Raw genomic sequence first — 21,247 nt, 5'->3', positions numbered from 1 at the left:
TCAGGGGCCGAAGGCGCGGCGGTAGGCGGAGGGTGAGGTGCGCATCGCGCGGGTGAAGTGGTGGCGGAACGTCGCCGGGCTCTCGAACCCGACCGCCGCCCCGATCTCCTCCACCGGCACCGCCGTCGTCTCCAGCATCGGCAGGCTCGCCGCCACCCGCTGCGAGATCACCCACCGCAGCGGGCTGGTCCCGGTCTGCCGCTTGAAGTGCCTGATGAACGAGCGTTGCGACATGTGCGCCACCGCGGCCAGGTCCGCCACGCCGATCGGCTCGGCCAGGTGGTCGAGCGCCCACCCCATCGCCCTGGCCACGCCGCCGTCGTCGGCCACGGGCGTGACGGCGGCCTCGATGAACTGGGCCTGACCGCCCTCCCGGTGCGGCGGGACGACCAGGCGGCGGGCGACCGCGTTGGCCACGTTCGGCCCGTGGTCGTTGCGCACCAGGTGGACGAGCAGGTCGAGGCCGGCGGCGCTGCCCGCGCTGGTCAGCACGTCGCCGCCGTCCACGTACAGGACCGAGGGGTTGACGCGGACGGCGGGGAAGCGCCGCTGGAGCAGGTCGGCGTACCTCCAGTGGGTGGTGGCCTCGCGGCCGTCCAGGAGGCCGGCGGCGGCCAGCGCGAACGCGCCGGAGCAGATCGACACCATCCGGGCGCCCCGGCCGTGGGCCAGGCGCAGCGCCTCGACCAGCTCGCCCGAGACCTCGCCCCGGACGTCGGCCACGCCGGGCACGATCACCGTCCCGGCCCCGGCCAGCACGTCGAGCCCGTGCGCGGCCTGCATGGTGAACCCGCCGACCACGCGCAGCGGCTCGGCGGTCTCGGCGCACACCTTGAGGTCGTACCAGGGGACGTCCAGCTCGGGCCGGGGCAGCCCGAAGAACTCCACGACGCACCCCAGCTCGAACGGCGCCATCCCGTCGAAGGCCAGCACGGCGACCGTGGGCAACAGGGCGGGAACCGGCAGCGGAACCGGAACCGGCGGCCGGGCGGAGGCCCGAAGCGGGGCGGCGGGGGTCGAGGGCGGTCGGCCGGAGGACGGAAGCGGCACATCCGCATATTAACCGCCCATATCCGGCGCGAGCAGGTTAGCGCTCCGCTCCCTGCGGCAGGAGTGATATATGCATATTTCGGGGGTAGAGACCGTTTTCCCCGATCACCGCTACGAGCAGGCGGAGATCACCGAAGCGTTCTCCCGTCTGACGGACTGCGACGAGGAGTTGCTGCGGCGCTTCCACGCGGCCACCGGCGTCGTGGGCCGCAACCTCGCACTCCCGCTGGACGGCTACACCAAGCTCGACTCCTTCGCCCGCGCCAACGCCATGTACGTCGAGATCGCCCTCGACCTGGGCGAACAGGCCGTCCGAGGCGCCCTCGAAAAGGCCGACGTGCCGCCGGGGAAGATCGACCACCTGCTGTTCTGCTCGACCACCGGCCTGGCCACGCCCTCGCTGGACGCCAGGCTCGCCCAGCGCCTCGGGCTGCGCGGCGACGTCAAGCGGGTGCCCGTGTTCGGCCTCGGCTGCGCCGCCGGGGCCTCGGGCCTGTCGCGCCTGCACGACTATCTGCGCGGCTGGCCGGACCACGCCGCCGTGCTGGTCTGCGTGGAGCTGTGCTCGCTGACCATCCAGCGCGACGACTCCTCGATCGCCAACATGATCGCCAGCGGCCTGTTCGGGGACGGCGCGGCGGCCGTCGTGGCCACCGGGCGCGGCCGGGGCCCCGAGGTCGTCGCCACCCGCAGCAGGCTCTACCCCGACACCGAGCACCTGATGGGATGGGAGGTGGGCGACCACGGCTTCCACATCGTGCTCGACGCCGACCTCACCCACTTCGTGGACCAGGTGCTGGCCGACGACATCAGGGCCTTCCTGGCCGACTACGGCCTGACCCCCGACCAGGTGCCGACGTGGATCTGCCACCCCGGCGGCCCCAAGGTCATCGACAAGATCGTGCAGAGCCTCGATCTCGATCCCAGGGCCCTGGACGTGACCTGGCGGTCGCTGCGGACGTACGGGAACCTGTCGTCGGTCTCGGTGCTCCACGTGCTCCAGGAGACCCGCGGGCACCCCGGGCGCCCCGCCGTCCTGATGGCCCTGGGGCCCGGCTTCTCCGCCGAACTGCTCCTGCTGCACTGGTGACGCGACCGGCCGACGGGCGAAGGTCGATGACGACCGGGCGACGGCCGGTAACGGCGGGGCGACGGCGGCCTCCTCCGGGCCCGCGCGACCGTCCGCGCCGCTCATCCCCGCCCATCTCATCAATCCTGATGTGTCACAACTGATCACGTGACGATCGCGGTTTGCGCTCGCTTGCGTCTCCGGCCCGGCCGCTGCCACACGGATCTCCGTCATAGGACGCGGAGGTGGTTGTGATGAGATGTCGCCCCTTAGCCATTCGTCCCCTGGCCATCAGCGTCGGGCTCGCCGCGCTTCTCGGACTCGCCGCGTGCGGCGGCTCCGGCGGATCGTCCACCGGCAGCGCCGCGCGGGCCCCCCTGTCCGACACGCAGCGTCAACCCGCGCCGAGCGCGTCCCCGGCCGGCACCCAGGAATCCGAGCAGGACACGACCAAGGCGCAGATCTCCACCTTCGCCCTGGACGTGGACACCGCCTCGTACGGCTACGCCCGCCGTACGCTCCAGGAAGGGCGCTGGCCCGCGCCCGGCGAGATCCGCCCCGAGGAGTGGGTCAACGCCTTCGGGCAGGACTACGCGCAGCCCTCCGACGACGGCTTCGCCGTGCACGTGGACGGCGCCCGGCTGCCCGGCCGCGACGAGGCCGTGCTCCGCGTGGGCCTGCAGACCCGCGCCTCCGACTCGGCCGCGCGCCGCCCGGCCAACCTCACGTTCGTGGTCGACGTCTCCGGCTCGATGGCCGAGACCGGCCGCCTCGACCTGGTCAAGTCGGCCCTGCACAAGCTGCTCGACCAGCTCGCGCCCGGCGACCAGGTGTCGCTCGTGGCGTTCAGCGACGAGGCGGAGGTGCTGGCCTCCATGACGCCGCTCACCGCCAGGAGCCAGCTCCACGCCGCGGTGGACGAGCTGGACACCGCCGGCGGCACGAACCTGCAGAGCGGCGTCCTGACCGGGTACCGGGAGGCGTCGCAGGCGTTCCGGGCCGCCGCCACGAACCGGGTCGTCCTGCTCTCCGACGGCCTGGCCAACCAGGGCGACACCGAGTGGCGGTCCATCGTGGAGCAGGTCAAGGAGTACGCGGGCAAGCAGGTCACGCTGCTCACCGTCGGCGTCGGCCGCGACTACGGCGACGAGCTGATGGAGCAGCTGGCCGACAACGGCGACGGCATGGCCGTCTACGTGGACTCCGAGCAGGAGGCCGAGAAGGTCTTCACCACCCAGCTCCCGGCCACCATCGAGGTACGGGCCCGCGACGCCAAGGCGCAGGTCGTCTTCAACCCCTCGGTCGTGGAGAGCTACCAGCTCATCGGCTACGAGAACCGCGCGATGTCGGCCGAGGAGTTCCGTGACGACAGCCGCGACGGCGGCGAGATCGGCCCCGGCCACTCGGTCACGGCCCTGTACGCCCTGCACCTCAAGCCGGGCGCGCGGGGCCAGCTCGCCCAGGCGACCGTGCGCTGGCAGGACCCCGACACCCGCGCGGCCTCCGAGGCCGGCAAGTCGCTGCGGGCCGACGAGCTGAAGCCCTCGATCTGGACCGGCACGCCGATCCGGCTGCAGGTGGACGTGGTGGTCGCGGCCTTCGCGGTCTACCTGCGCGACAGGAAGGCGTTCGGCCTGGACCTGCCGGCGCTGCGCGAGCACGCCGAGCGCCTGTCGGGAAGCTCGGAGGACCCGATGGTCGCCGAGCTGGTCACTCTGATCGACAAGGCCCGCTCGGTCGGCTGACCGCCCGCCGGGGTCAGGCGGGGTCGGGGGCCGGCCGGGAGGCGACGAAGCCCTGGTGGGGCGAGCGCGAGACGGGCAGTGTGCCCGCGTAGAGCTCCCCCACCAGCGGCATGGGTTCGGGGTGGCAGAACACCGACGAGCCCGTGCGCAGGATCGCCGGGCTGTTCAGCACCAGCGGCAGCCCGGCCAGCAGGAACGGCAGCGCGTTCGCGGCCTGCTCGGGGGTGAGCTCCTGGCCGCCGACGCTCGGCAGCACCGCCGCCACGCACCGGGCGCGGAACGCGGCGTCCTTGGCGGCCAGCCGCTCCAGCTCCCGGCGGGAGCGCCGGTAGGCGCGGTTGCCGGCCAGCTCGTTCCAGTCGAAGACGGTGGCGTTGGCCGCGCCCATGCCTTCGAGCACCCGGATCACCCGGTTGCGCGTGTTGTTGGCCGCCGACCGCGCCTTGATCAGCGCCGCCCCGGACGGGAGCCCGCGCGCGACCAGCGTGCCGGCCAGCTCGACGCCCGGCACGAGCACGTGCACGCCGGTGAACGTGCGGGTCGCCCACTCCAGCAGGCTGCGGATGGCCCGCAGGGTGAAGAACCCGTTGAACGCGCTGACCTCGACGACGGCATGCTCACGAGCGGCGAGGATCTTCGCGCACCGCGGGGTCAACGGGACGGCCTGCACGCTGGACATGGCACGGAGAGTAGCAAGATTTGACTCAGCGTATGCCCGGTACGCGCATGTGTGTGGCGGGTCCCGGAGTCCGATACACTTGTGACCGCAGCAAGGGGCTATGGCGCAGTTGGTAGCGCGCCTCCATGGCATGGAGGAGGTCTGGGGTTCGAATCCCCATAGCTCCACCCCTCATCCACCCGGGCGTTCGCCCGAGTCACTCCCTCTCCCGCAGCTCGTAGTCCAGGGTGTAGGAGTGCGAGCCGTCCGGGGCGATGATGATGTTCATCCGTCCCGTGATGCCGGTCAGCTCGCCGACACCCGAGTCGGGCACGATCGTGATGGTGAGCGACTGCCCTCCGCGGTCGCTCAGCGCCTGGTGCGCCACGACGAAGCCGCCCTTCCGGCCCTCCAGGGTGCCCTCGATGCGTTCCAGCGCCACGTAGGCGCGCGAGTCCTCCACCGGGGTCGAGGCCACCATCAGGTGGACGACGCTCGTCCCGGTCAGGTCGCCGTGGAAGGTCTTGGTCATGCTGACGAGGCCGAGCGCGACGCCGTCGCGGTCGTCGAAGGGCGGCTTGGCGTCCCAGCCGGCGGTGTCGAAGGTTCCCTTTGCGGTCATGGGAAAACATCATGCCGGTCTTACCTGTCAGCTTCCGTCAGGTACCGGCCAGACGTTCCACGACGGGCGCGAAGGCGTCGATGAACTGGGCGTTCACCGTCACGTACGAGATCCCGAGCCGGTCCCTGCGCCGCCGCAGGACGTCGGCCATCTCGTCGGGGGTGCCGGTGAGCAGGCCGGTGGCCTCGGGGCCGAGCGGGCCGAAGCGGCCGGCCAGCCAGGCGGGCGGCTCGCCGCCGGCGGCCACCAGGTTCATGCCGAGCTCCAGGTCGTGGAAGCGGTCGCCGGCCAGCTCGTACAGCTCGTCGAGCTTGGCGGCGACCTGGTCCTCGGTGTGCTGCGGCGGCACGCCGAGCGCCACCGTGTCGGCCTTGCGCGCGGCCAGCCCCAGCACGCGCGCGCCCGTCGCGGCGACCAGGATCGGCACGTCCTTGACCGCGTCGATCGTGGCGGCCAGGCGTGCCACGCGCTCGGCCGGGGTGCCGAACGGCACGCCGAGCGCCGCCGCGTCCTGCTCGGCGCCCGGACGCCCGGCGCCCAGCCCCAGCTCGAAGCGTCCGCCGGTGAGGGTGTGCAGGGTGGCGGTCTCCCAGGCGACGGTCTCGGGCGTGCGGTACGGGGCGCTGATCACGTACGTGCCGACGCGCAACGTCGTGGTGACGGCGGCGGCCGCGGCCGCGGCGGCGAACGGCGACAGCGTCCCGAGCGTGTCGGGGACGAGCAGGGTGGCGAAGCCCAGGCTCTCGACCCTGCGGGCCAGCCCGGTCCAGGCCTGCGCGGTGGGGGCGTAACCGGCGACGGCCCCGAATCTGAACGGGTGATCGGTCATGCGCTCCACGATGCCGCGACCGCCCGGCCGGCACATCGTCCGCCGGACCGGTGGCCCGCTACGACGGCGGGCGCATGCCCGGCGCGGCCCGCTACTCCCCCGGCAGTAGCCGGACGAAGTCGTTGGCGAACTTGCCCGCCGGGTCCAGCCGCCCGGCCAGCTCGCGGAAGCCGGCGGGGCAGCCGGGGCGGCGGGTGAACAGCTTGCCCCAGTGGGGCCGCGGGTCGAAGGGGGCGAGGGTCCGCTCGACCAGATCGATCGCCGGGAGCACGGTGGCGACGTCCCTGATCCAGGTGAAGTGCACGCCGACGCTGTCACGGTCGCGGAAGGGGCTGAGCCACAGGTCGTCGGCGGCGATCGTACGCACCTCCGAGATCTGCAGGGCCGGGCGGACGCGGTCGCCGACGGCGTACAGCTCGCGCAGCGCGGCGACCGCGTGCGCGCGGGGCAGCAGGAACTCCGACTGGAGCTCGTCGCCGGCGCCGCTCGGCGGGGCGTCGGGCCGGAAGTGCGGCAGCCGCTCATGCCAGGGACCCGGCACGCCTAGCTGCGTGGTGCAGGCGTCGGCGGGCATCCCGGGCAGCGGGTGGCGGGGTTCGGGGGCGGGGCGGGTGCCGTGCCAGGAGCCGGCGGTGAACTGCTCGCGGCGCTTGAGCCAGATCCGGGTGTCGCGCCAGTCGGTGAACAGGCTGACGCTGTAGCCGTTCGCCATGATGTCGTCGAATCCGTCGAGCGCGTCGGGCGTCAGGCCCTCGCGGACGTACTGGCGCAGCTCGAAGGCCGGTACGAGGTCGAGCGTCAGCGTGTGGACGACGCCGAGGGCGCCCAGCGAGACGACCGCGCCGGCGAAGTCGTCGTCTCCGCGCGACAAGGACAGCAGCGAGCCGTCGGCGGTGACCAGCTCCAGCCCGGACACGGCGGCGGCCAGGCAGCGGTTGGCGTCGCCGGAGCCGTGCGTGCCGGTCGCGACCGAGCCGGCGACCGAGATGTGCGGCAGCGAGGCCAGGTTCTCCAGCGCGAACCCGGCCGCGTGCACCGCCTCGGCCAGCCGCGCGTACGTGGTGCCGGCCGCGACCCGGACCGTGCGCGCCGCGCTGTCGATCTCGATCGTCGCGGGCATGCGGTCGAGCACCACGAGGTCACCGGTGGTGTCGGCGACGTCGTTGAAGGAATGACCGCTGCCCAGGGCCCGCACCCGGTCGCTCCCGGCCACCAGGCCGCGCAGCTCGTCGAGCGAGGCGGGATGGTGGACGGCCCGCGCCCGGAAGGCGGTGTTGCCCGCCCAGTTGGTCAACATCACGGCTTCACCCTATTCATCCGGTTTCCCTTGCCGACTCCCCCGCCCGTCACTACGTTCGGCCCCGTGCTGTATCTGTCCGAGGCCATGGGCCTGGCCACCCTCGTGTTGTGGCTCTACTGCCTCTTCGACGTGATCACCACGCCGGACGCGGTCTGCAGGAACCTGCCCAAGATCGTATGGGTGCTGGTGGTCCTGCTGTTCCCGCTGGTCGGCTCGGTCATCTGGCTCGTGGCGGGCCGTCCGGAACGCGCCCCGCAGGCGGCCTCGCGCCCGAGCGCGTTCCCCGAGTACGACCGCCCGGGGCGGTTCGCCGCCACCGACCCCGACGACGACGCCGAGTTCCTGCGCCGCTGCCGCGAACGTGCCGAGGAGCAGCGCAGGAACGCCCCGAAGAAGCCGCCGGAGGACTAGAAGCCCTGGGCGAGCCGGTAGTACGCCTGGTTCCAGCGCAGTTCCTTGGTGAACTGCGCCGTCGTGGTGTCCTTGTCGATCACCAGCAGCTCCACGCCGAGCATGTCGGCCAGGTCGGTCAGCTCCTCGCGCCCGACGGCCGTGGACAGCACGGTGTGGTGCGGCGCCCCGGCGGTCAGCCAGGACTCGGTCGAGGTGCGCAGGTTCGGCCGCGGCGACCAGACGGCGCGGGCCACGGGCAGCTTCGGCAGCGGCTGCGGCGGCGCGACGACGTCGATCTCGTTGGCCACCAGGCGGAACCTGTCGCCCATGTCGGCCAGGCCGACGACGATGCCGGGGCCGGGCGCGGCGTCGAACACCAGCCGCACCGGGTCCTCCCGCCCGCCGATGCTCAGCGGGTGGATCTCGCACGACGGCGTCCCGGCGGCGATGGACGGGCAGACCTCCAGCATGTGCGCGCCGAGGATGAGCTCGTTGCCGGGCGTCAGGTCGTAGGTGTAGTCCTCCATGAACGACGTGCCGCCCGGCTTCATGGCCTTGAGGGTGCGCAGCAGGACCGAGGTCTTCCAGTCGCCCTCGCCGCCGAAGCCGTAACCGTCGGCCATCAGGCGCTGCACGGCCAGGCCGGGGAGCTGGCGCAGGCCGCCGAGGTCCTCGAAGTTCGTGGTGAAGGCGCGGAAGCCGCCGCGCTCCAGGAAGCCGCGCAGGCCGAGCTCGATCCTGGCGGCGTACCGCAGCGACTCGTGGCGCTCGCCGAGCAGCTCGGGGGCCACCCGGTACAGCTCGGCGTACTCCTTGACCAGTGCCGACACGTCGGCGTCGGAGGCCGCGTCCACGGCCTCGACCAGCTCGTTGACGCCGTAGGTGTTGACCGAGACGCCGAAGCGCAGCTGCGCCTCGACCTTGTCGCCCTCGGTCACGGCCACGTCGCGCATGTTGTCGCCGAAGCGGGCCAGCCGCAGCGCCCGCACCTCGGCCACGCCCCTGGCCGCGCGCGCCCACGCCTCGACGCGCGCGCCGACGGCCGGGTCGCTGACGTGCCCGGCGACGGTCTTGCGCGGCACGCCGAGCCGGGTCTGCACGAACCCGAACTCGCGGTCGCCGTGCGCGGCCTGGTTGAGGTTCATGAAGTCCATGTCGATGGAGCTCCACGGCAGCTCGACGTCGGCCTGCGTGTGCAGGTGCAGCAGCGGCTTGCGCAGCGCGTCGAGGCCGGCGATCCACATCTTGGCCGGGGAGAAGGTGTGCATCCAGGCGATGACGCCGGCGCACTCGTCGTCCGCGTTGGCCTCCAGCATGACGCGCCTGATCGCGGCGGCGTCGGTCAGCACGGGCCGCCACTGCACGGGCACGGGAAGCTGCTCGGCGATGCGCCGCGACTGCTCGGCCACCTGGCTCAGCGTGTCCTCGCCGTACAGTCCCTGGCTGCCGGTCAGAAACCAGATGTTCAACGCGGGCTCCTCTGTCCGTAGACGTTCTGATAGCGGTCGTACAGGCGGTCGATGTGGGCCGGGCCGATGGGCAGCGGCGTGCCGAGCTGCCTGGACACGTGGACGGTGCGGGCCACGTCCTCGCACATCACGGCGGCCTTGACGGCGGCCTTGGGGTCCTTGCCGATGGTGAAGACGCCGTGGTTCTGCATGAGGACGGCCGGCGAGCGGTGCCCCTTGAGCGTCTCCACGACGCCCTGGCCGATGGAGTCGTCCCCGATCAGCGCGAACGGGCCGACCGGGATCTCGCCGCCGAACTCGTCGGCCATCGCCGTCAGCACGCACGGGATGGGCTCGCCGCGGGCCGCCCACGCCGAGGCGTAGGTCGAGTGGGTGTGCACGACGCCGCCCACCTCGGGCATCTCGCGGTAGACGTAGGCGTGCGCGGCGGTGTCGCTGGAGGGCGCGTGGGCCCCCTCGACGAGGTTGCCGTCGAGGTCGCAGACGACCATGTTCTCCGGGGTCAGCTCGTCGTAGGAGACCCCGGACGGCTTGATGACGAACAGCTCCTCGCCCGGGACGCGGCCCGAGACGTTGCCCGCGGTCCACACGACCAGCCCGTAGTGCACCACTTCAGCGTGCAGCCCGGCGACGGTCGCTCTCATTGCCTCGTGGTTCACTTGGCGGCCTCGTTCCTGATCGCGCGGAGGGTGTGCAGCATGCGCCCGTCCCCGAAGTGGTCGTGCAGCTCGCGGTACTGGGCGTACAGGCGGTCGTAGGCGTCGGCGCGGGCCTCGTCCGGCACGTACGCCGCCCGCGTGCGCTTGCCCATCGCCGCGGCGGCCTCCTCGATGCCCGGGTAGGCCCCGGCGGCGACGGCCGCGTGCACGGCCGAGCCGAGCGCGGGGCCCTGGTCGGAGCCGATGACCGACAGCGGGCGGCGCAGCACGTCGGCGTAGACCTGCATGAGGAAGCGGTTCTTCAGCAGCCCGCCGGCGACCACGAACTCCTCGACCGGCACGCCGGACTTCTCGAACGTCTCGACGATCATGCGGGCGCCGTACGCGGTGGACTCGATGAGCGCGCGGTAGACGTCCTCGGGCCTGGTCGCGAGGGTCTGGCCGACGATCACGCCGGACAGGTCGTGGTCCACGAGCACCGAGCGGTTGCCGCCGAACCAGTCGAGCGCGACCAGCCCGTGCGCGCCGACGGCCTGGCGTTCGGCCAGCTCGGTCAGGCGCTCGTGGCCGTCGGTGCCGAAGGCGTCGACGTACCAGGCGAAGATGTCGCCGACGGCGGACTGGCCGGCCTCGTAGCCCCACAGGCCGGGCACGATGCCGTCCCGGACGACACCGCACATCCCGGGCACCTCGGCCAGCCGGTCGCTGGGCATGATGTGGCAGGTGGAGGTGCCCATGATGGCCACCATCTGGCCGGGTCGCACGGCGTCCGCGGCGGCGGCGGTGACGTGGGCGTCCACGTTGCCGACGGCCACGGCGACGCCCTCGGGCAGGCCGGTCCATCCGGCCGCCCGCGCCGTCAGGACGCCGGCCAGGCCGCCGAGGGGGGCCAGGGTGACGCCGTCGACGTCGTCGCCGACCACGCCGGTGGCCAGTTTGCCGGCGAAGCCGGAGAAGCCGGGGTCGAGCGCGGCGAGGAAGTCCTCGGAGGGGTAGCTCCCGTCCTGGAAGACGCCCTTGTAGCCGGCGGTGCAGATGTTGCGGCTCTCGACGCCGGACAGCTGCCAGACGATCCAGTCGGCCGCCTCGATCCAGCGCTCGGCCCTGGCGTACACCTCGGGGGCCTCCTCCAGGACCTGCAGGGCCTTGGCGAACTCCCACTCCGAGGAGATCTTGCCGCCGTAGCGCGGCAGCCAGCTCTCGCCCCGCCGCGCGGCCAGCTCGTTGATGCGGTCGGCGTGCGGCTGGGCGGCGTGGTGCTTCCACAGCTTCGGCCAGGCGTGCGGCTGCTCGGGCGTCTCGAAGCACAGGGGCGTGCCGTCGGCCGTGGTCGGCAGGACGGTGCAGGCGGTGAAGTCGGTGCCGATGCCGATCACGTCCTCGGCGGCGACCCCGGCGGCGGCCAGGGCCCCGGGCACGGCCACGCGCAGCACGTCCAGCCAGTCGCGCGGCGACTGCAGCGCCCAGTCGGGGCCGAGCCGCACGCCGGTGCCGGGGAGCGTGTGCTCGATGACGCGCTCGGCGTACTCGTGGACGGCGCTGCCCAGCTCGGCGCCGTCGGACACGCGGACGACGACCGCGCGCCCCGACAGCGTGCCGAAGTCCACTCCGACCACGAACTTGTTAGCGTTCACATTGCACTCCAGAGAGTTGTCTGTTCGCCTGCCGGCTATCGGGCCGGCGCGGTGCTGGACCTGACGACGAAGCTGGGACGCACCACCATGCGCTCGTACGCCGCCGGCCCGGCGTCGATCTGCCGCAGCAGCACCTCGATGCAGTGGCGGCCCACCACGTCGAAGTCCTGCCGGACCGTGGTGAGCGGCGGGGAGAAGAACTCGGACTCGGGGATGTCGTCGAAGCCCACGACGCTGATCCGCCCGGGGACGGGCACCCCGGCCTCGCTGAGCGCGCGCAGCACGCCCAGCGCCATCTGGTCGTTGGCGGCGAACACCGCGGTGACCCCCTCCATCCCGGCCAGGCGCCGGCCGGCCGCGTACCCGGCGCGCGGGCTCCAGTCGCCCGGCAGCGGCTCGGGCACCGGGCGGCCGGCCGCCTCCAGCGTGGCCCGCCAGCCCTCGACGCGCCCCTCGGTCTCCAGCCAGTCGGACGGCCCCGCGACGTGCCAGACCGTCTCGTGGCCCAGGTCGAGCAGGTGCTGGGTGGCGAGCCTGGCGCCCTCGACCTGGTCGATGCAGACCGCGGAGACGTCGGCGCCGTGCGCGCCCTCGACCACGACCGCGGGCACCCCGGCCGGCAGGCTCTCCAGGGCGGAGGCGGCCGAGCGCTGCGGCGCGACCACCACCACCCCGTCCACGCTCTGCTCGGCCAGGTAGTCGAGCGCGTCGCGGACGCTGGCCGCGTCGATCGACTTCAGGCTCACGATGCTGACGAAGTAACCCGCGGTCCTGGCCGCCTGCTCGATGCCGTAGACCATGCTGGCCGGGCCGTACAGGGTGGTGTCGAAGCTCACCACCCCGAGGGTGCGCGACCGCTTGGTGACCAGCGCGCGGGCGACCAGGTTGCGCCGGTAGCCCAGCCGGACGATCGCCTCCTCCACCCGGGCACGGGTGTCGGCCCGGACGTTCGGGTGGTCGTTGAGCACCCGTGAGACCGTCTGGTGCGACACGCCGGCCTCCTTGGCCACGTCGGCCATGACCGGCGGACGCGGCCTGGGGCTCGGTACCACGGGTTCTCCTTTCGCGGGGCTTGCCGGGCCTGCGGTGGTCAGCGGGAGGCGCCGGCGCGCCGCTTGGTCCACACGTCGAACGCGACGGCGGCCAGCAGCACGGCGCCCTTGACGAGCATCACGCGCTCACTGGGCGAGCCGATGAGCGACATGCCGTTGTTGATGACAGCCATGATCAGACCGCCGGTGATCGCGCCGACGACCTTGCCCACGCCGCCCTGGACGGCCGCGCCGCCGATGAAGGCGGCCGCGATGGCGTCCAGCTCGAAGCTGTTGCCCGCGGTCGGGCCCGCCTGGTTGAGCCGGCCGGCGAAGATGATGCCGGCGACGGAGGCCAGCACGCCCATGTTGACGAAGATCCAGAAGACCACCGACTTGACCTTGACGCCGGACATGACCGCCGCCTGCAGGTTGCCGCCGATGGCGTAGATCTGCCGGCCGAAGACCGTGCGGTTGGCCATCAGCGAGTACGCCAGCACCAGCGCGGCCAGCAGCACCAGCACCCACGGCAGGTTCTTGAAGCGGGCGAGCTGCACGACCAGGAACAGGATCAGCGCGGCGCCGGCCGCCATCTTCAGCGCGAAGACGGCCATCGGCTCGACCGACTGGCCGTAGCCCCTGCGGGCGTTGCGGGTGCGCCACTGCGCGGCGACCATGCCGCCGATCGCGACCAGGCCGATGAGCAGGCTGAACAGGTCGGCGCCGCCCAGCGGGCCGAGGCCCACGTTGCCGAGGTAGCCGTCGGTGAAGCCGTTGGCCAGCGTGCGGACCTGGTCGGGGAACGGGCCGATGCCCTGGTTGCCGAGCACGGTCATGGTGAGCGCGCGGAACAGCAGCATGCCCGCCAGCGTGACGATGAAGGCCGGGATGCCGAAGTAGGCGATCCAGTACCCCTGCCAGGCCCCGATCAGCGCGCCGGCGGCGACCGTGATCAGCAGGGCCAGCGGCCACGGCAGGCCCATGTTCACCATGAGCACGGCGGCCAGCGCCCCGGTGACCGCCACCACCGAGCCGACCGACAGGTCGATGTGCCCGGCGATGATGACCAGGATCATCCCGATCGCCAGGATCAGGACGTAGGAGTTCTGGACGATGATGTTGGAGATGTTCTGCGGCTGGAGCAACGCGCCGTCGGTGAGCACCGAGAACAGCACGATGATCAGCGCGAAGGCGATGTAGATGCCGCTCGAACGCAGGTTGACCGACAGGCCGCCCAGCGACACCCGGCCGGGCCGCCGCGGCGCTCCCCCGTCGCCTCCCGCGCCGACCTGCACGTCGGCGGGCGTGATGCTGCTCATCGGAGCTACTCCTGTCCCTTGGTCATGAGATGCATGAGGCTTTCCTGGGTGGCCTCCCGGCGGGGGACCTCGCCGGTGACGCGACCTTCGGAGAGCGTGTAGATGCGGTCGCACAGGCCGAGCAGCTCAGGCAACTCACTGGAGATCACCAGCACGGCCTTGCCCTGGTCGGCGAGGCGGTTGATGATCGTGTAGATCTCGTACTTGGCGCCGACGTCGATGCCGCGGGTGGGCTCGTCGAGGATGAGCACGTCAGGTTGCGTCAGGATCCACTTGGAGAGCACGACCTTCTGCTGGTTGCCGCCGCTCAGCTTGCCGACGACGCTGTTGACGCTGGGCGCCTTGATGTTCATGCTCCGGTGGAACTCCTCGGCGACCTTGTACTCCTCGTTCTCGTTCACCCAGCCACGCCGGGCCAGGCCCTTGAGCCCGGCGGCGCTGATGTTGCGCTTGATGTCCTCGATGAGGTTGAGGCCGTACCGCTTGCGGTCCTCGGTGGCGTAGGCCAGGCCGTGGCGGATCGCGTCCTGCACGTTGCGGATCTCGATCGGCTCGCCGTCCTTGAAGACCTTGCCGGAGATGTGCACGCCGTACGTGCGGCCGAACAGGCTCATCGCCAGCTCGGTGCGCCCGGCGCCCATCAGGCCGGCCAGGCCGACGATCTCGCCCCTGCGCAGGGTGAGCGAGGCGCCGTCCACGACCTTCCGGCCGGGCTGGCTCGGGCTGTGCACCGTCCAGTCCTCGATCCGCAGCACCTCCTCGCCGATCGTCGACTCGTGCGGCGGGAAGCGGTTGTCCAGCGCGCGGCCGACCATGCCGGAGATGATCCGGTCCTCGGTGACGTGGTCGGTGGCCATGTCCAGGGTCTCGATCGTGCGGCCGTCGCGGATGATCGTGACGGAGTCGGCGATCGCGGTCACCTCGTTGAGCTTGTGCGAGATGATCACGCAGGTGATGCCCTCGTCCCGCAGGCCACGCAGCAGGTCGAGCAGGTGGGCCGAGTCGTCGTCGTTGAGCGCGGCGGTCGGCTCGTCGAGGATGAGCAGCTTCACCTCCTTCGACAGCGCCTTGGCGATCTCGACGAGCTGCTGCTTGCCGACGCCCAGGTCGGAGACCGTGGTGGTGGGGTTCTCCTGGAGGCCGACGCGGCGCATCAGCTCGGCGGCCTCGTAGTTGGTGCGGTTCCAGTCGATGAAGCCGCGCCTGGCGCGCTCGTTGCCGAGGAAGATGTTCTCCGCGATCGACAGCTGCGGGCTGAGCGCCAGCTCCTGGTGGATGATGACGATCCCGGCGTGCTCGCTGTCGCGGATGCCGGCGAACTCGCAGCGCGCGCCCTCGAAGGTGATCTCGCCCTCGTAGTCGCCGTGCGGGTAGACCCCGGACAGCACCTTCATCAGCGTCGACTTGCCGGCGCCGTTCTCGCCGCAGATGGCGTGGATCTCGCCGCGCCGGACGGCCAGGTTGACGTCCTGCAGCGCCTTGACACCGGGGAACGTCTTGGTGATCCCGCTCATCCGCAAGATGTGCTCGGTCATATGCCCCTCGCTCAGGTGTGGGAAGTGCCCCCGGGGGACCGCGGTCCCCCGGGGCGGGCCCTTACTTGAGCTGGTCCTCGGTGTAGTAGTTGCCGCCGACGATGATCTCCTTGTAGTTGCTCTTGTCCACGATCACCGGGTCGAGCAGGTAGGAGGGGACGACCTTGTTGCCGTTGTCGTAGTCCTTGGTGTTGTTCACCTCGGGCTTGCCGCCCTTGAGGACCGCGTCGGCCATCTTCACCGTCTGCTCGGCGAGCTTGCGGGTGTCCTTGAAGATGGTGGAGTACTGCTCGCCGGCGATGATCGACTTGACCGAGGCGAGCTCGGCGTCCTGGCCGGTCACGACGGGGTAGGGCTGGCCGCTGGTGCCGTAGCCGGAGCTCTTGAGCGCCGACAGGATGCCGATGGACAGGCCGTCGTACGGGGACAGCACGCCGTCCACCTTGGTGCCGCCGGTGTAGGTCTTGGTGAGGATGTCCTCCATGCGCTTCTGGGCCGTGGCCGGGTCCCAGCGCAGGATGGCGGCGGTCTTGAAGTCCTTCTGGCCGCTCTTGACCAGCAGGGTGCCGTCGTCGATCTTGGGCTGGAGCACCGACATGGCGCCGTTCCAGAAGAACGTGGCGTTGTTGTCGTCGGGCGAGCCGCCGAACAGCTCGACGTTGAACGGGCCCTTCTTGCCGTCGTCCACGCCGAGGCCCTTGAGCAGCGAGGTCGCCTGCTGCACGCCGACCTTGAAGTTGTCGAAGGTGGCGTAGTAGTCGACGTTGGGGCTGTTGCGGATCAGGCGGTCGTAGGAGATGACCGGGATCTTGGCGTCGGCGGCCTGCTGGAGCTGCGAGGTGATCGCGGTGCCGTCGATCGAGGCGATGATCAGGAGCTTGGCGCCCTTGGTGATCTGGTTCTCGATCTGGTTGGCCTGCGTCGGGATGTCGTTCTCCGCGTACTGGAGGTCGACCTTGTAGCCCAGCTGTTCGAGCTGCTGCTTGACGTTGTCGCCGTCGTGGATCCACCGCTCGGACGACTTGGTGGGCATCGTGACGCCGATCAGGGCGCCCGCGCCGCCGGCGGCGGCCGACGTGGAGGCGTCGGCGTCGACCGTCTTCTGGCTGGAGCCGCAGGCCGTCATGGTCGCGGCGAGCGCGATGGCGGACACCACGCCCCCGATACGTCCCAACCTCATGTGGCACTCCTTGCAATGGGGGTTGCGGCAGCGGAATGTGAGCGTTAACTGCCGATCTTGCAGAGGACTCAGTCACAGAACGTGCCGAATCAGAACAAAGTTCTCGCTTCGTTCCCGCCGATTGTTATCGCTAACAAAGACGATGTCAACGGTTGAGCATAACCTCACGGAAACCTTTAGGTAACTTTCGCGGCAGACTCCTCGCAGGTCAGCGCCTTGGGCGCGCGCTAAAGATCCGTTGCAGCACGATGAAGACGAAGAGCAGCAGGCCGATGAAGATCTTGGTCCACCAGGAGCTGAGCGTGCCCTCGAAGCTGATGATCGTCTGGATCAGCCCGAGCACCAGCACGCCGAGCACCGTGCCGAGCAGGAAGCCGCTGCCGCCCGTGAGCAGCGTGCCGCCGATCACCACGGCGGCGATGGCGTCCAGCTCCATGCCCACGGCGTGCAGGCCGTAGCCCGAGAGCATGTAGAACGACAGCAGCACGCCGCCGAGCGCCGAGCAGAAACCGCTCACCGTGTAGACCGTGATCTTCGTCCGGCCCACCGGCAGCCCCATGAGCAGCGCCGACTGCTCGCTGCCGCCCGTCGCGTACACGGCCCGGCCGAGCCGGGTGTAGTGCAGCACGTACGCCGCCACCAGCACGACCCCCACCGCGATGAGCACGCTCGGCGAGATCCACAGCCCGGCGAACAGGTCGATCCTGGTCTGCGCGAACGCCGTGAACGTCGGGTCCTCGATCGGGATCGAGTCCGTGCCGATCGTGTAGCACAGCCCCCGGGCCAGGAACATCCCGGCCAGCGTCACGATGAACGGCTGGATGTCGAAGGCGTGCACGATGTACCCCATCACCAGCCCGAGCCCTGACCCGACGGCCAGCACCACCGGCACCACCACGTACGGCGGCCACCCCGGCCCCGACATCAGCGACGCCGAGATCATCGTGGACAGCGCCACCACCGACCCCACCGACAGATCGATGCCCCCGGCCAGGATCACGAACGTCATCCCCACCGCCACCACCAGCAGGAACGCGTTGTCGATGAAGACGTTGAGCACCACCTGCCCGCTGGCGAACCCCTCGTACCGGAGGCCGCCGACGACGAACATCGCCACGAACAGGCACGCCGTCACCAGCACGGGCAGGTGGCGGGCCGGCAACGCGACCCGGCCCACGGTCATGGTCGTCACAGGGTCACCCGCACTTTCTCCTCGGGGGCCGGGCTGGGCGGCGCGCTGCCGCCGCGCCGGCGCAGCGCCTTCGCGCGGAACGACGGCGACTGCACGAGACAGACCGCCGTCACGACCAGCGCCTTGAACAGCAGGGTCGTCTCGGGCGGCACGCCGATGGAGTAGATCGTCGTGGTGAGCGTCTGGATGACGAGCGCGCCGGCCACGGTCCCGCCCAGCGAGAACCGGCCGCCCGACAACGAGGTGCCGCCGATCACCACGGCCAGGATCGCGTCCAGCTCGATCCACAGGCCGGCGTTGTTGCCGTCGGCGCTGGAGACGTTCGAGCTGATCAGGATGCCGGCGATGCCCGCGCACAGGGCGGCGAAGGCGTAGACCATGATGACGATCCCGCGCGACCTGATGCCCGCCAGCCGGCTGGCCTCGGCGTTCCCGCCGACCGACTCGATCAGCAGGCCCAACGCCAGCCGCCGGGTCAGGAACGCGGTGACCGCCAGCACGACCGGCACCAGCAGCACCCCGAACGGCACCGCCAGCAGATACCCGCCGCCGATCAGCTTGTACGACGGGCTGTTGACCGTGATGATCTGCCCGTCGGTGATGAGCTGGGCCAGGCCGCGCCCGGCCACCATGAGGATCAGCGTGGCGATGATCGGCTGGATGCCCGCCTGCGCGACCAGGAACCCGTTCCAGGCGCCGAGCAGCAGGCACAATCCGAGCGCGAGCGCCACGGCGGCGAGCACGCCGGCGTCCTCGCTGATCCGCAGGCAGGCCAGCGCGCCCGAGATCGCCACCACCGAGCCCACCGACAGGTCGATGCCGCCGGTCGCGATGACCAGCGTCATGCCCAGCGAGACCAGGATCAGCGGCGCGCCGAAGCGCAGGATGTCGATCAGGCTCCCGTACAGGTGCCCGTCCCTGACCTGGACGGACAGGAAGCTGGGGGTGAAGAACACGTTCAGGGCCAGCAGCAGCGCGAGCACCGCCACGGGCCACAGCAGCCGCCGCATCAGGGCCGCCCTCCGCTCGCGATCGTCTCCATCAGCACGTCCGTGGTGAGGGCTTCGTCGTTGGGCAGCTCGGCCACCAGCCGCCGGTCGCGCAGCACCTCGACCTTGTGGCTGAGCCGCAGCACCTCCTCCAGCTCGGCGGAGATGAACAACACCGCCATGCCGCCGTCGGACAGCTCGGCGACCAGGCGCTGGATCTCGGTCTTGGCCCCGACGTCGATGCCGCGGGTGGGCTCGTCGAGGATGAGCAGCCGGGGCTCCAGGATGAGCCAGCGCGCCAGCAGCACCTTCTGCTGGTTGCCGCCGCTCAGGTTCCGCACCAGGTGCTCGGGGTTGGGCGGGCTGATCCGCAGGGCCTTGACGTACCGGGCGACCAGCTCGTCCTGCTGTTCGCGCGGCACCGGCCTGGTCCAGCCCCGGGTGGCCTGGAGCGCCAGGATGATGTTCTCGCGCACGGTGAGGTCGGGGATCAGGCCGTCCTCCTTGCGGTTCTCCGAGCAGAAGGCGATCTTGTGGTTCATCGCCGCGCGGGGCGTGCGCAGCGCGGCGGGCGCGCCGCCGACGGACAGCTCGCCGCCGCTCGCGTGGTCGGCGCCGAACAGCAGCCGCGCGACCTCGGTACGCCCCGAGCCGAGCAGCCCGGCCAGCCCCACGACCTCGCCCTCGTGGATGGTGAGCGAGAACGGCTCGACGGCCCCGGCCCGGCCCAGCCCGCGCGCCTCGACCAGCGGACGGTCGAAGACCCTGGCCTCGCCGTGCAGGCGGTCGAGCGCGGCCAGCTCCTGGCCGATCATCTTGGCGACCAGGTCGAGCTGGGGCAGCTCGCGGGTGAGGTACTCGCCGACGAGCCGTCCGTTGCGCAGGATCGTCATACGGTCCGAAATTTCGTAGATCTGGTCGAGAAAGTGGGAGACGAAGAGGATGGCGATGCCCTCCTCCTTGAGCCGCCGCATCACCCGGAAGAGCTGCCGCACCTCGTCGGCGTCCAGGCTGGAGGTGGGCTCGTCCAGGATCAGCACCCGGGCCTCGATGTCGACCGCCCGCGCGATGGCCACCATCTGCTGCACCGCCGGCGAGTAGGCCGACAGCGGCGCCGAGACGTCGATGCTCAGGTCCAGCCCGCTCAGCAGCTCGCCGGCCCTGGCCCGCACGCGTTTCCAGTCGATGCGCCCGAACCTGCGCGGCTCTCGGCCGACGAAGATGTTCTCGGCCACCGACAGGTTCGCGCAGAGGTTGACCTCCTGGTAGACCGTGCTGATGCCGCCCCGCTGCGCCTCGGCCGGGCCGGCGAAGGCGACGGGCCGCCCGCCCAGCTCGATCGTGCCCGAGTCGGCGGGATGCACGCCGGTGAGCACCTTGATCAGGGTGGACTTGCCGGCGCCGTTCTCGCCCATGAGCGCGTGCACCTCGCCGGGCAGCAGCCGCAGGTCCACGCCGTCCAGGGCCTTGACCCCGGGAAACTGTTTGCCGATCCCGTTCATCGTCAGGACCGGCACGGGTGCGGCCATGCGCCTCCCCTTCCGCCTGAAGGGGCCGGGCCACCGGGCCCGGCCCGCACGATCAGTACTGACGGCTGGACAGGACCTGCTTGGCCTGCTCCTGCGTGAACGTGGTCTCCTCGGTCACCACGCGGGCCGGCACCTGCTCGCCCTTGACGACCTTCTTGGCCAGGTCCATGAGCTGCGGGCCGAGCAGCGGCGAGCACTCGACGATGTAGTTGATCTTTCCGTCGGCCAGGGCCTGCATGCCGTCCTTGACGGCGTCGACCGTGATGATCTTGATGTCCTTGCCGGGCACCTTGCCCGCGCCCTCGATGGCCTCGATCGCGCCCAGGCCCATGTCGTCGTTGTGGGCGTAGAGCACGTCGATGTCCGGGTTGGACTTCAGGAAGGCCTCCATGACCTCCTTGCCCTTGGCCCGGGTGAAGTCGCCGGTCTGCGAGGCGATCACCTTGAACTTCGGGTCGGCGCCGATGACCTGGGCGAACCCGGCCTTGCGGTCGTTGGCGGGGGCCGAGCCGGTGGTGCCCTGGAGCTCGACGATGTTCACCGGGTCCTTGGCGTCCTTGTACTCCTGCACCAGCCACTGACCGGCCTTCTTGCCCTCCTCGACGAAATCGGAGCCGAGGAAGGTCTTGTACAGGGAGGTGTCCTTGGAGTCTACGGCGCGGTCGGTCAGGATGACCGGGATCTTCGCGTCCTTGGCCTCCTTGAGCACCGTGTCCCAGCCGGACTCCACCACCGGCGAGAAGGCGATGACGTCCACCTTCTGCTGGATGTAGGAGCGGATGGCCTTGATCTGGTTCTCCTGCTTCTGCTGGGCGTCGGAGAACTTGAGCGTCACGCCCGCGTTCTTGGCCGAGTCCTGCACGGACTTGGTGTTCGCGGTGCGCCAGCCGCTCTCCGCGCCGACCTGGGCGAAGCCCATGGTGATCGAGCCGTCGCCGCCGCCGCTGCCGCCGCTGCCGCCACTGCCTCCGCCGCAGCTCGCCACCGACATCGCGGTGAGCCCGGCGAGCACCAGCGCCGAGATCCTTCTGAACACGTGGGGGG

The 21,247-nt window shown here is 71.0% G+C and carries 19 protein-coding genes and 1 tRNA gene; 4 read left to right on the top strand and 16 right to left on the bottom strand.

All coding sequences use genetic code 11. The features are described 5' to 3' along the window. The gene (locus ACIBK9_RS36030) at positions 1 to 948 is read right to left on the bottom strand and encodes a helix-turn-helix domain-containing protein (RefSeq protein ID WP_358284063.1); all 948 of its coding nucleotides are present in this window, start codon (positions 946 to 948) and stop codon (positions 1 to 3) included. Positions 949 to 1,120: 172 nt separating this feature from the next. Between ACIBK9_RS36030 and ACIBK9_RS36025 the strand changes: the two genes are divergently transcribed. Together ACIBK9_RS36025 and ACIBK9_RS36020 are read left to right on the top strand one after the other, a co-directional pair. Continuing rightward, on the top strand, positions 1,121 to 2,140 hold the full coding sequence (locus ACIBK9_RS36025) for a 3-oxoacyl-[acyl-carrier-protein] synthase III C-terminal domain-containing protein (RefSeq protein WP_358284061.1): 1,020 nt from the start codon (positions 1,121 to 1,123) through the stop codon (positions 2,138 to 2,140). 233 nt (positions 2,141 to 2,373) lie between these two features. Next, a complete protein-coding gene (locus tag ACIBK9_RS36020; RefSeq protein WP_397163151.1) occupies positions 2,374 to 3,864 on the top strand; it encodes a von Willebrand factor type A domain-containing protein in 1,491 nt (496 codons plus the stop codon). 13 nt (positions 3,865 to 3,877) lie between these two features. Here ACIBK9_RS36020 and ACIBK9_RS36015 read toward each other — a convergent pair whose 3' ends face one another. Continuing rightward, positions 3,878 to 4,543, bottom strand: a complete 666-nt coding sequence (locus ACIBK9_RS36015) for a tRNA-dependent cyclodipeptide synthase (protein WP_358284056.1) — start codon at positions 4,541 to 4,543, stop codon at positions 3,878 to 3,880. Between the two features lie 94 nt (positions 4,544 to 4,637). Here ACIBK9_RS36015 and ACIBK9_RS36010 point away from each other — a divergent pair. Then, positions 4,638 to 4,710: transfer RNA gene (locus ACIBK9_RS36010), tRNA-Ala, on the top strand. 29 nt (positions 4,711 to 4,739) lie between these two features. Here ACIBK9_RS36010 and ACIBK9_RS36005 read toward each other — a convergent pair. The 3 genes from ACIBK9_RS36005 to ACIBK9_RS35995 form a co-directional block, all read right to left on the bottom strand. Beyond that, complete coding sequence (locus tag ACIBK9_RS36005; protein WP_397163149.1) at positions 4,740 to 5,144, bottom strand: DUF3224 domain-containing protein; 405 nt, start codon at positions 5,142 to 5,144, stop codon at positions 4,740 to 4,742. 37 nt (positions 5,145 to 5,181) lie between these two features. Next, positions 5,182 to 5,973: an LLM class flavin-dependent oxidoreductase gene (locus ACIBK9_RS36000; protein WP_397163147.1), complete on the bottom strand. Its 792-nt coding sequence runs from the start codon at positions 5,971 to 5,973 to the stop codon at positions 5,182 to 5,184. 91 nt (positions 5,974 to 6,064) lie between these two features. Then, positions 6,065 to 7,270, bottom strand: coding sequence for an FAD-binding protein (locus ACIBK9_RS35995; RefSeq protein WP_397163145.1), 1,206 nt, complete (start codon positions 7,268 to 7,270; stop codon positions 6,065 to 6,067). Between the two features lie 66 nt (positions 7,271 to 7,336). Between ACIBK9_RS35995 and ACIBK9_RS35990 the strand changes: the two genes are divergently transcribed. Further along, complete coding sequence (locus ACIBK9_RS35990; protein WP_387663450.1) at positions 7,337 to 7,684, top strand: PLDc N-terminal domain-containing protein; 348 nt, start codon at positions 7,337 to 7,339, stop codon at positions 7,682 to 7,684. Here ACIBK9_RS35990 and araA read toward each other — a convergent pair. The 11 genes from araA to ACIBK9_RS35935 all read right to left on the bottom strand — a co-directional run bounded on the left by araA (position 7,681) and on the right by ACIBK9_RS35935 (position 21,239). Then, positions 7,681 to 9,135 carry an L-arabinose isomerase gene (gene araA / locus ACIBK9_RS35985; RefSeq protein ID WP_358284047.1) on the bottom strand — a complete coding sequence of 485 codons (1,455 nt, stop codon included), beginning with the start codon at positions 9,133 to 9,135 and terminating at the stop codon, positions 7,681 to 7,683. The genes ACIBK9_RS35990 and araA overlap by 4 nt on opposite strands. Next, the gene (locus ACIBK9_RS35980) at positions 9,132 to 9,779 is read right to left on the bottom strand and encodes an L-ribulose-5-phosphate 4-epimerase (protein ID WP_397163143.1); all 648 of its coding nucleotides are present in this window, start codon (positions 9,777 to 9,779) and stop codon (positions 9,132 to 9,134) included. Before ACIBK9_RS35980 ends, araA begins: the two co-directional genes overlap by 4 nt. 11 nt (positions 9,780 to 9,790) lie before the next feature. Further along, complete coding sequence (gene araB / locus ACIBK9_RS35975; RefSeq protein WP_397163536.1) at positions 9,791 to 11,410, bottom strand: ribulokinase; 1,620 nt, start codon at positions 11,408 to 11,410, stop codon at positions 9,791 to 9,793. Positions 11,411 to 11,463: 53 nt separating this feature from the next. Next, positions 11,464 to 12,447, bottom strand: a complete 984-nt coding sequence (locus ACIBK9_RS35970) for a LacI family DNA-binding transcriptional regulator (RefSeq protein WP_358285920.1) — start codon at positions 12,445 to 12,447, stop codon at positions 11,464 to 11,466. Between the two features lie 71 nt (positions 12,448 to 12,518). Continuing rightward, positions 12,519 to 13,778 carry a multiple monosaccharide ABC transporter permease gene (gene mmsB, locus ACIBK9_RS35965; RefSeq protein WP_397163142.1) on the bottom strand — a complete coding sequence of 420 codons (1,260 nt, stop codon included), beginning with the start codon at positions 13,776 to 13,778 and terminating at the stop codon, positions 12,519 to 12,521. A gap of 5 nt (positions 13,779 to 13,783) precedes the next feature. Continuing rightward, a complete protein-coding gene (gene mmsA / locus ACIBK9_RS35960) occupies positions 13,784 to 15,313 on the bottom strand; it encodes a multiple monosaccharide ABC transporter ATP-binding protein (RefSeq protein ID WP_358284042.1) in 1,530 nt (509 codons plus the stop codon). Positions 15,314 to 15,374: 61 nt separating this feature from the next. Continuing rightward, complete coding sequence (chvE, locus tag ACIBK9_RS35955; protein WP_352326442.1) at positions 15,375 to 16,493, bottom strand: multiple monosaccharide ABC transporter substrate-binding protein; 1,119 nt, start codon at positions 16,491 to 16,493, stop codon at positions 15,375 to 15,377. A 208-nt stretch (positions 16,494 to 16,701) separates the two neighbouring features. Beyond that, positions 16,702 to 17,676 (bottom strand): galactofuranose ABC transporter, permease protein YjfF, encoded by a 975-nt coding sequence (gene yjfF, locus ACIBK9_RS35950; RefSeq protein WP_358285917.1) that lies wholly within the window; start codon positions 17,674 to 17,676, stop codon positions 16,702 to 16,704. 5 nt (positions 17,677 to 17,681) lie between these two features. Further along, the gene (locus tag ACIBK9_RS35945) at positions 17,682 to 18,695 is read right to left on the bottom strand and encodes an ABC transporter permease (protein WP_352326440.1); all 1,014 of its coding nucleotides are present in this window, start codon (positions 18,693 to 18,695) and stop codon (positions 17,682 to 17,684) included. After that, entirely contained in the window at positions 18,695 to 20,203 is a 1,509-nt protein-coding gene (locus tag ACIBK9_RS35940; protein ID WP_397163141.1) for a sugar ABC transporter ATP-binding protein, read from the bottom strand. The genes ACIBK9_RS35945 and ACIBK9_RS35940 overlap by 1 nt, the downstream gene beginning before the upstream one ends. A 52-nt stretch (positions 20,204 to 20,255) precedes the next feature. Beyond that, positions 20,256 to 21,239, bottom strand: a complete 984-nt coding sequence (locus tag ACIBK9_RS35935) for an ABC transporter substrate-binding protein (protein ID WP_397163140.1) — start codon at positions 21,237 to 21,239, stop codon at positions 20,256 to 20,258. Positions 21,240 to 21,247 lie beyond the last annotated feature (8 nt).

This window comes from Nonomuraea sp. NPDC050227 (assembly GCF_044459705.1).
Taxonomy (GTDB): Bacteria; Actinomycetota; Actinomycetes; order Streptosporangiales; family Streptosporangiaceae; genus Nonomuraea.
Note: the sequence above shows the minus strand (reverse complement) of the source record. Positions and strands in the feature narration are given on the sequence as shown.